The 9755-nt window shown below is 45.6% G+C and carries 9 protein-coding genes; 7 read left to right on the forward strand and 2 right to left on the reverse strand.

The window, feature by feature from the left end; translation table 11 throughout:
• Nucleotides 1-212 precede the first annotated feature (212 nt).
• From Q0081_RS06030 to Q0081_RS06050, 5 genes are all read left to right on the forward strand, one after another.
• Nucleotides 213-1217, forward strand: coding sequence for a DNA cytosine methyltransferase (locus tag Q0081_RS06030; RefSeq protein ID WP_298350334.1), 1005 nt, complete (start codon nt 213-215; stop codon nt 1215-1217).
• Nucleotides 1218-1238: 21 nt separating this feature from the next.
• On the forward strand, nt 1239-1379 hold the full coding sequence (locus Q0081_RS06035; protein ID WP_298350346.1) for a BsuBI/PstI family type II restriction endonuclease: 141 nt from the start codon (nt 1239-1241) through the stop codon (nt 1377-1379).
• A 69-nt stretch (nt 1380-1448) separates the two neighbouring features.
• Nucleotides 1449-2417 (forward strand): nitrilase family protein, encoded by a 969-nt coding sequence (locus Q0081_RS06040; protein WP_298350336.1) that lies wholly within the window; start codon nt 1449-1451, stop codon nt 2415-2417.
• A gap of 32 nt (nt 2418-2449) precedes the next feature.
• Nucleotides 2450-3013, forward strand: a complete 564-nt coding sequence (locus Q0081_RS06045; protein WP_298350338.1) for a Crp/Fnr family transcriptional regulator — start codon at nt 2450-2452, stop codon at nt 3011-3013.
• A 67-nt stretch (nt 3014-3080) separates the two neighbouring features.
• Entirely contained in the window at nt 3081-3929 is an 849-nt protein-coding gene (locus tag Q0081_RS06050; RefSeq protein ID WP_298350340.1) for an alpha/beta hydrolase, read from the forward strand.
• Nucleotides 3930-4088: 159 nt separating this feature from the next.
• Here the strand turns inward: Q0081_RS06050 and Q0081_RS06055 are convergent, their stop codons facing one another.
• Both Q0081_RS06055 and Q0081_RS06060 read right to left on the reverse strand, forming a co-directional pair.
• Nucleotides 4089-5267, reverse strand: a complete 1179-nt coding sequence (locus tag Q0081_RS06055; RefSeq protein WP_298350342.1) for an MFS transporter — start codon at nt 5265-5267, stop codon at nt 4089-4091.
• Nucleotides 5268-5277: 10 nt separating this feature from the next.
• Complete coding sequence (locus tag Q0081_RS06060) at nt 5278-5631, reverse strand: hypothetical protein (protein ID WP_298350343.1); 354 nt, start codon at nt 5629-5631, stop codon at nt 5278-5280.
• A gap of 498 nt (nt 5632-6129) precedes the next feature.
• Between Q0081_RS06060 and Q0081_RS06065 the strand changes: the two genes are divergently transcribed.
• Nucleotides 6130-7932, forward strand: a complete 1803-nt coding sequence (locus tag Q0081_RS06065) for a tetratricopeptide repeat protein (RefSeq protein WP_298350348.1) — start codon at nt 6130-6132, stop codon at nt 7930-7932.
• A gap of 110 nt (nt 7933-8042) precedes the next feature.
• Nucleotides 8043-9755: class I SAM-dependent DNA methyltransferase (locus Q0081_RS06070; protein ID WP_298350345.1), on the forward strand; the 1713-nt coding region annotated here is incomplete at its 3' end.

A 9755-nucleotide genomic window follows, 5' to 3' on the forward strand; every position in this document is an offset into this window, starting at 1 on the left:
ACTTTTCCTATTATTGCCTTGATAGACGTAAGTTTATCGAACATAGTGATGGTAGTTTTGTTGGGAGGTCAGAGACCCCAAAACTGCCACACTTTTTTCTTCTCCCCTAAAAAGCTACCAAGCTATTGAAAAATCAAAGAAGAGAACATATAACTTCGGCGCTATTCTTCGTACCAACCAATCGAACCAAAAGAAACTCGTAACTTTACTACATGGAATATTGGGAAGAAATAAACAGGAAATTCAAGCCTTGGGTTGATACTGATTTGAACAAAACGGTAGTTGACCTTTTTGCTGGTTGCGGTGGGCTTTCCCTTGGTTTTGAGGCAAATGGATTTAAAACAATAGGTTATGAAATGGATGCAAATGCTTGCGAAACTTATAACCAAAATTTAATTGGAGCATGTATAAACGAAAAATTAACAATAGATTCAACTTATCCTAAAGCAGATATTGTGATAGGAGGTCCACCTTGCCAGCCGTTTAGTGTGGGTGGTAAGCAACTTGGTCTTAAAGATTCACGAGACGGTTTTCCCATCTTTTTATCGGCTATCAGGCAATTAAACCCCGAAGTGCTTTTATTTGAAAATGTACGGGGAATGCTCTATAAAAATAAGTGGTACCTAAAAGAAGTGATTGAAGAGCTGGAAAAATTAGGGTATTACATTAATTATGCTTTGCTCAACGCTGTAAACTATGAAGTGCCCCAAAATCGGGAACGAGTCATTGTCATTGGCTCTAAAAACAAAATGAACTTACCGAGCAAAGCAAATCGAGTAATCACCGCAGGACAGGCATTGGGTGAGCTTGCTTTCCAATTTGATGAGGACTCAAAATTTTTCACCGAATCCATGGATAGGTATGTTGCCAACTACGAAAAAGCTTCAAAATGCATCAATCCGCGAGATTTATATTTAGACCGACCTGCACGAACATTAACTTGCAGAAATTTGGCCGGCGCTACGGGAGATATGCACAGAGTAAGATTAAGAGATGGAAGAAGAAGAAGAATTACGGTAAGGGAAGCGGCAAGGTTGCAAAGTTTCCCGGATTGGTTTGAATTTTCAGGAACTGAAACCAATCAATACAATCAAATTGGTAATGCCGTTGCGCCCTACTTCGCATTTCATTTGGCTCAAAACATTAAGAGTCACCTGATGCGCAAAACAGTTAATTTGCTCCCCAGCTATTTTCCGTCCCTAAAAGTTGCCGGATAAAGCATAGATGACATTGTCTACATAACTGCTTTTTTAAATCGCCAAAAATTTCGTCAATTTATGACTGAAATAGCTTGGGAAACAGAAGTTTGGATAGCAGATAATCCGGACCATTTAGTCCATTTCAATGGTGATAAATTCCTTGAACCGTATAAAGAATAAAAATACATCGCAGTAAGCAGTATATCTATCTTTAAAAATACAGGCGTGACAATAAATTCTCAGCAACCCATGAATAAGTTAAAAATTTCCACAGCCCAGTTTGAGAACAAAAGCGGAGACAAAGTCTATAATTTGTCGGTCATTGAAAAACTCTCCAAAAAAGCAGCGGAGGAAAGCTCCAACGTCATTGCTTTTCACGAATGTTCCATCACGGGATATACGTTTGCGAGGCATCTTTCCAAAGAACAAATGCTCGATTTGGCCGAATCTATTCCCGAAGGAGAAAGCATTTTAAAACTTACCGAAATAGCAAAAGCCAATGACATTGTGATTTTGGCTGGGCTTTTTGAAAAGGACAATCAGGACCGTTTATTCAAGGCATACATTTGCGTAGACAAAAACGGATTGGTGGCCAAATACAGAAAACTACATCCGTTCATCAATCCACATTTAACACCCGGTGACAGCTATTGTGTGTTCGAAATTCAGGGTTGGAAATGCGGTATTTTAATCTGCTACGATAACAACATCATTGAAAACGTAAGAGCCACAAAGTTGCTGGGTGCCGATATTATCTTCATGCCTCACGTCACGATGGGGACGCCTTCTACCCGACCGGGCGCGGGTTTTGTGGACCCTAAATTATGGGAAAACCGCGAAAATGACCCGACCTCCTTACGCGCAGAATTTGACGGCTTAAAAGGACGTGAATGGCTCATGAAATGGCTCCCTGCCCGTGCGTATGACAATGCCGTCTACACCATTTTTTCAAATCCAATCGGTATGGATGATGACCAATTAAAAAACGGTTGTTCAATGATTATTGACCCTTTTGGAGATATTATTGCCGAATGTCGTTCGTTCGACGATAGTTTTGTTACGGCAACCATCGTTCCCGACAAATTGACGCAGGCAGGCGGCCACCGCTACATAAAAGCAAGACGTCCTGATTTATACAAAGACATCATCGGGCAATCCCACCAACCGGAGCAGAAAGTGGTTTGGCTGAATACGGGGAGAAGTAAAGGACATGAGTGAACATATACAAAAATCCATTTCTAAACCCATCCATGGAAAAGCTCAAAAACTATTTTGAACGAATTGGCTTTGCAGGAGAGCCTTTGGATAAAATTCTGAGTTCTTTCAAGCTTCAGGTGTTTAAAAAAAATGATTTTGTGGTACAGGAAGGAAAAGTGAGCAAGTACATTGGCTTGATTGAAAGCGGGATGTTTCAGTATTATGTAGTGAAGGATGGAGAAGAAAAAACCAGCTATATATCCATTGAAAACACGTTTTTCGCTTCCTTAATGAGTTTTATAAGTCAGACACCGGCGCTTGAAAATATACGCGCTTTAACGGACGGAAGCATCCATTTGATAAGTCGAACTGATTTAAAAAAATTGGTGGATGAAATCCCTCAATTCAAGGATTTCTACATTGGCCTTTTGGAGGCTTCCATTTGCGGAATTGATGCCAGTCGGCATGACCTAATTGTACTCACCGCTGAGCAACGCTACGAAAAACTGCTCACTCAGGAACCTCATCTGTTACAGCATATTCCTTTGCAATACTTAGCTTCTATGTTGGGAGTCACTCCCCGCCACCTCAGTCGAATACGAAACAATATTCGTTGATTTATCCATTAGACATTCCAACGGCGATTTTGGATCAAAATCGCAACAAAAACAATCCCAAGCATTCATGAAAGCAGCCTTATCAATCTTTATTCTAATTTTCGCTACAACTTTGTCTTTTGCTCAATCAGGCACTGCCAAACCCTTTGTATTGGGGGTAATTGACGAAATCCAATCGGAACAGTTGGCCGAAAAAAGAGTGCTGAATATTTATCTTCCGGAGGGTTATACCAAAAATGACACGTTAAAATATCCCGTCATTTACCTGTTGGACGGCTCGGCCGACGAAGACTTTATTCACGTAGTGGGCTTGGTTCAATTCAATACGTTTCCGTGGATTAACCGTATCCCTAAATCCATCGTAGTAGGCATCGCCAATGTAGACCGCAGAAGAGACTTCACCTATCCAACCACGCTGGAAGAAGATAAAAAACGGAACAAAACAGCAGGAAAATCAGAGAAATTTATCGCTTTTTTGGAGAAGGAGCTGCAACCCTACATCGAGCGTACTTACAAAACCACTAATTCAAAAACCATCATCGGACAATCGTTGGGCGGGCTTCTGGCTACCGAAATTTTATTAAAAAAGCCCACTCTTTTCAACAAGTACATCATTATCAGTCCCAGTATCTGGTGGGATAATTTATCGCTATTGAAGCAGCCTTCCCTTCTATTGGAAGAAAGTTTTAAGCAAAAAACGGACATTTATATTGGTGTCGGGAAAGAAGGACTTGCTCCGAGCGAGATACCGCACGTCATGGAAGTAGATGCCAATCTTTTAGTGGAAAGACTACAATCCGCCAAAAACAAAAACGTAACTGTACATTTTGATTATTTACCCCAGGAAGACCACGCTACCGTTACGCATCAGGCCATTTTCAATGCTTTCAGGCTGTTGTATCCCTTAAAAAAATAAAAGTTTACACTGCCTCAACAATCACTTTCTTCGTGCGCATTTTCTGCTTAAAGTACAGGTGTATCTGACGCCTCTCCTTTTTCCGACACAACCATTTTCAATTGGTCGATTTGAATCTGCTGTTTCACCAGCATTTCTTACAGAATTTTGTTTCTATGTTTACTCAGCAGCACTTTGCAATTTTACGAAAACCAGAAAATACAAAACAACCAGTACGGCTACTGCGCCCGTTACGATAAAGGTGGCAGCCTCTCCAAACCGGAACCAAATCAGCCCCGCCAAAGAGCTGGCGAGCATGGTGCCAATACTCTGAAACCCAGAGTACGTTCCGAGGGCCGTAGCGGTGTCTTTTTTGTCGATGGTATTGCTGATCCACGCCTTCGAAATCCCTTCGGTAGCAGCGGCATACAATCCGTAAAGAAAAAACAGTCCTGCGTAGAGATATCCATCCACATGGGTTGCCATTCCAAAATAGACGACGGCATACAATAGAAGCCCCGTGACCAAGGTCTTTTTTAGACCTATTTTATCGGCTAAAATCCCCATCGGAAACGCAAAGAGCGCATACACCAGGTTGTAAAAAATATAGACCCCAATCACCCACGTATCGCTCAACCCGGATTGTTTGGCTTTTAATAGAAGAAATACATCCGAACTGTTGAATAAAGTAAAAGCCAATAACCCAATGACTACTTTTCGATAAAGGATTGGGCTGCTTTTCCAATAATTCAGGAAAGAAAAGAAAGGAGTTCGAGCAATCGTTGTCGGATTGGGCTGCTTTTTATCTTTCAGTAAAAAAGAACTCATTACCGCCAGCAACCCCGGAATAAATGCAATAAAAAACAGGGTTTTGTAATCCTGAGGATAATAATAGAGATAAATAAGCGCAAATATGGGGCCTAATACCGCCCCAAACGTGTCCATGGAACGATGAAAGCCAAAAATTTTCCCTTTGGTGGCAGGAGTAGCTTCTTCGGAAAGTATCGCATCCCGGGCTCCGGTTCTGATTCCTTTACCAATGCGGTCTATGGTTCGTGCAAAGAATATCCAGAGCGGATAAATGAAAAAGCCCATTATAGGTTTTGAGAGGGCACTTAGTGCGTAGCCGAATTGGACGAAGGGAGCGCGTCGGCCTGTGCTGTCGGAGAGTTTTCCAAAATAACCTTTGCTTACTCCCGCAGTGGCTTCAGCGACGCCTTCCAGCACCCCAATCAGAACAATGGAAAAGCCAATACTTTTCAGGTAAATGGGCATGATGGGGTACAGCATCTCGCTTGCTGTGTCTGTAAACAAACTCACTAACGAAAGTACCCAAACTGTGCGTGTAATGTCTTTCAACTCAAATGGATTAATCGGCTAATTTCCATAACCAATGCGCAATTTGCTCATTTAATGACTGACATTGCATAATCATTAAATTAAATCCTTTTTTACTCATCAACCAATCTGAATAAATAGCTCCGGTCTTTGAGTCAGACACGTAAATTTTCTTGAAATGGGCTTTTGTATCAATCCCTGCAAAAGCACAAACCTGCATGGATTTTTGCAGGGCTTCCGCAAAATCCTCCTGCGACATGGTACCCGTCAACAACAGGTGACGCATGGAATAACAGCGCATAGAATACCCCAGCGCTTCTTCAAAGTCATTCAATCCTGTCGGGGTTGAATAACCGGAATAGTGAACAACATGTAAGATTTCCATAGCATTGAAATTTAGGGTGGTACTGAACCGCCAGCTTGCGGAATGCTTTCTTTGATTTCATCCTGCGACGCTTTTTTGTCAATACCCGGTATTTTATAATAATCTTTGTAGTCCATGGCAACAAATCGAATTTGATTGTTCCCTAAATCTAAATGGATACAAAAGCCCCGTTGATGACAACGGACACTTTAATAGATGATTTTGCTTAGTATTCAGCCTGCAAAAAAGTTATGCCTCCCCAAAAGAAAAAACAATCCTTGGTCTGCTCTCAAAACAAGTCGTAAATTTGGCCTTTATTGACCGGAAATACGCACGTATGCAAATCCTTCACCGTTTAGACACCTTTTTTGACCTCCTTTTCCCTAACCTCATGGGGGGGGTAATAAATCACTGATTATCAATGAGTTAATAAAATTATTTTCCTATAACTCATTCATCCCCACTATTTCAGTTGACGACGATTCGGTCACGATTGACATTGAAGCACCGAATCCTACCCTGCACGCAACCGACTTCCGCAAGGCGGCGGCGCTCTGCGAAAAAGGCCGATACGCCGAAGCCAAACCTCTTCTTCAACGCCTGATTCAACAAAATCCGACCCATTCGGAAACCCATCGGATGTTGGGCCAACTCCTGTCGGACGGGGGCGACCAAGACGCGGCCCTCGCGGCGTTGATTACCGCCCTGCGTTGGAATCCTGCCAATACCCACGCCTTGCTGATGGCGGGAAATAGTGTGGCCCAATACCACCGCGACCTTCCGACCGCGCTGCGTTTCTACGACCAAGCCCTGCGGGTAAAGCCCGACGATTACCTGACCGCTGCCAACGCGGGCTACCTACTGTACCAAGACGGAAAAACCGAGCAGGCCAAACACTACTTACACAAAGCCCTTGAAATTCAACCCAATTACGCCAATGCTCTCTTTACGATGGGATTAGTCAACGAGCGCGAAGGCGATTTTCAGGCGGCATTTACGCATTTTTCGGGTGTGCTCAAAGCCCCCAAAAACCACGAAACCTTGTACCAAAATGCCATAAAACAGGCGTTTGAAAGTGCTGATAAAGTGATTCAACGGGCCGAAGCAAGCGCCCTCGTGGCGCAATATACCCATCAACTGACGACCCAAGGCGGCACCGAAGTTGAAACCGCAGTAGATGCCGACATAACTACGGCGGCCAAAATTGAGTTTGCCGAAAACTACCAACGCGCCGTTCACGTGGTGCGCTACAAGCCCAATTACCCCGCCGTGCAGCACCTCATTATGCACGAGTTGGTACATTTGCAATTTGTCATCGAAGCCCGTCAGGCCAAGGCCAACCAACTTTTTACGGCCACCCAACAGCACCGGGCGGCCTTTGCCAAAAATCTGGAATCCACACGACAGAAACTCCGCCAACAAAACGTAGCCGATGCCAACATCACCAACTACTTCAACGCGCTGTTTGACGGCCTGAATCTCCAAGCTTACAACACGCCCATTGATTTATTTATCGAGCAATTGCTTTTTGACCAATTTCCCGCACTGCGCCCCTATCAGTTTGTGTCAATACACGGCCTGATTCAGGAAGGTATTCGGGCCATGACCCACAAAAACGTAGTGACCGTTTGGCCCAAAGACATCCTATTCAAAAGCAAAGTCTATAATCTCATCAATGCCCTGCAATTCAGGGAATTGTACGGCTTGGATCTGCTGAAAGAGTTTCAGGCTACACCCGCCGAGCTCAAAACCGCGCAGGAGCTTTATGACGAATACCAACAGTATAAAAACGACCGCCAACCCGCCGAAGAATACGAATTGTTGGCGAATTGGGCCGAAGACCTCAAACTGAGTACGCACTTTGAGTTGGTGGACGAAATCGCCTACCGAACCAAGCGCACCAACCTCGACAATCTGCTGACTTCCATCGAAAACGACCCGTTTGACTTGGACAGCACCGACCCCGCCAAAGCCCGCGAAAAGGAGAAATTTCAGCAGGCACACTCGGCGGCCGACACCAACCCCGCCGTGATGATGTACATGGCCGAAGCCCTGCGGTTTTTTGAAAAAATACCGAAAGAACAGACCCAAAAAATTGCCTTTGAAATAGCCATGCTCGGTGCGCAGGGCATCAACCCCCAAGGGCAAAACTACCGCGTCAGCGCTATGCCCAACAAACTGTTTTCGGGCTATCATTTACTGGCGTATTACTACGTCTCGTGGGCATTGTCCGCTCCCGAAATACTGCCCGAACTTGGGTTACACTTCAACAAGGAATTTGAAGCCGCCCGCAAAATCACCTCCTCCGACCCTCCCCCTTAACCATAAAAAACCCAAGAGAGAATGAATACTCCCCTCGCTAAATGGGCAAAAAAAGCCCCTCGCCTGAAAGGAGAGGGGTTGGGGTGAGGTTAACATAACAACCTTTTACTATGAACAACTTTCAAGACAGAGCCAATTTTATTTGGAGCATAGCCGACCTCCTGCGCGGCGATTATAAACAGGCCGAATACGGCAAAGTTATCCTTCCTTTTACGGTACTGCGGCGTTTGGACTGCCTTTTGATGGATGCTAAACCCGCCGTTTTGACCCAGTACGAGTACCTCAAAACCCAAAGCGAAGAGGTGATTGACAAAGTACTCAATGCCAAATCGGGCTTTAAGTATTTTCACAACCACAGCGCTTTTGACTTTGAAAAACTCCTCGGTCAGCCCAACGACATCCGCAAAAACCTCCAACAGTACATCGCGGGTTTTTCCAAAAGCGTCCGCGATATTTTTGAGAGTTTTCGGTTTGACGAACAAATCGTGCGGCTCGACAAGGCCAACCTCCTCTTCCAAGTGGTGAAGGATTTCAACGACCTCGACCTCAAAAATATTGAGCGGCAGGAAATGGGCTACATTTTTGAACACCTCATTTATAAATTTGCCGAGGCCAGCAACGAAACCGCCGGGGAGCATTTTACACCCCGCGAGGTGATTCAGCTCATGGTGCATTTGCTGTGGGTCAACGATAGCCGCCCCTACAAACCGGGCGTGATCATCAACCTCTACGACCCCACCTCCGGCACGGGCGGGATGCTCACCGAAGCCGAGCAGTATTTCAGAGAACACAACGGCGACGCCAGCTCGGTCATCAACCTCTTTGGGCAAGACCTCAACGAGGAGATTTACGCCATTGCGCGGGCCGACTTGATGATCAAGGGCCAAAACCCCGAAAACATCCGCCACGGCAACTCCTTTTCGGAAGACCGCTTCAAACACGATACCTTCGACTACATGCTGTCCAACCCGCCCTTTGGCGTGAACTGGAAAAAGGTGGAGAAAGTCATCAAAGACGAATACGACACCAAAGGCTACGGCGGACGCTTCGGGGCCGGACTGCCGAGCATCAGCGACGGCTCGCTGTTGTTTTTGCAGCACATGGTGGGCAAAATGAAGCCCGCCCACGAAGGCGGTAGCCGCCTCGCCATTGTCTTCAACGGCTCGCCGCTCTTTACGGGCAGCGCGGGTAGCGGGCCTTCCGACATCCGGAAGTGGGTCATCGAAAACGACCTGCTCGAAGGCATCATTGCCCTGCCCGACCAGCTCTTTTACAACACGGGCATCACGACCTATATCTGGCTCATTACCAACCATAAAGAAGCCAAACGCAAGGGCAAAGTGGTGCTGCTGGACGCGTCTTCGTTCTTCGTAAAAATGAAGCGCAGCCTCAACAACAAGCGCAACATCATCACACCCGAGCAGATTGAGGAAATCACGCAGCTATACGGGGCTTTTACGCCCACGCCCTTCCTCAAAATCTACGATAACGAAGATTTTGGCTACACGCGCATCACGATTGAGCGGCCCGAGCGCAAAAACGGACAGCCCGTAAAAGACAAAAACGGCAAACCCAAGCCCGACGCCAACCTCCGCGACGCCGAAAACGTGCCGCTCAAGGAAGACATCGAAGCGTATTTTAAACGCGAAGTGCTTCCCCACGTACCCGACGCGTGGATTGACCACGACAAAAGCAAGCGCGGCTACGAGATCAATTTTAACCGCGAGTTTTACGAGTACAAGCCCCTGCGCCGCCTCACCGACATCCGCGTGGACATAGCCCGACTCGAACAAAAAACCCACAACGCCGTAGCCCAAACCATC

This window comes from Runella sp., assembly GCF_027484545.1.
GTDB lineage: Bacteria > Bacteroidota > Bacteroidia > Cytophagales > Spirosomataceae > Runella.

Excerpts from the sequence above, each read along its gene's own strand:
- Q0081_RS06030 (WP_298350334.1), top strand. The coding sequence starts at position 213 with ATGGAATATTGGGAAGAAATAAACAGGAAATTCAAGCCTTGGGTTGAT.
- Q0081_RS06040 (WP_298350336.1), top strand. The coding sequence starts at position 1,449 with ATGAATAAGTTAAAAATTTCCACAGCCCAGTTTGAGAACAAAAGCGGA.
- Q0081_RS06045 (WP_298350338.1), top strand. The coding sequence starts at position 2,450 with ATGGAAAAGCTCAAAAACTATTTTGAACGAATTGGCTTTGCAGGAGAG.
- Q0081_RS06050 (WP_298350340.1), top strand. The coding sequence starts at position 3,081 with ATGAAAGCAGCCTTATCAATCTTTATTCTAATTTTCGCTACAACTTTG.
- Q0081_RS06060 (WP_298350343.1), bottom strand. The coding sequence starts at position 5,631 with ATGGAAATCTTACATGTTGTTCACTATTCCGGTTATTCAACCCCGACA.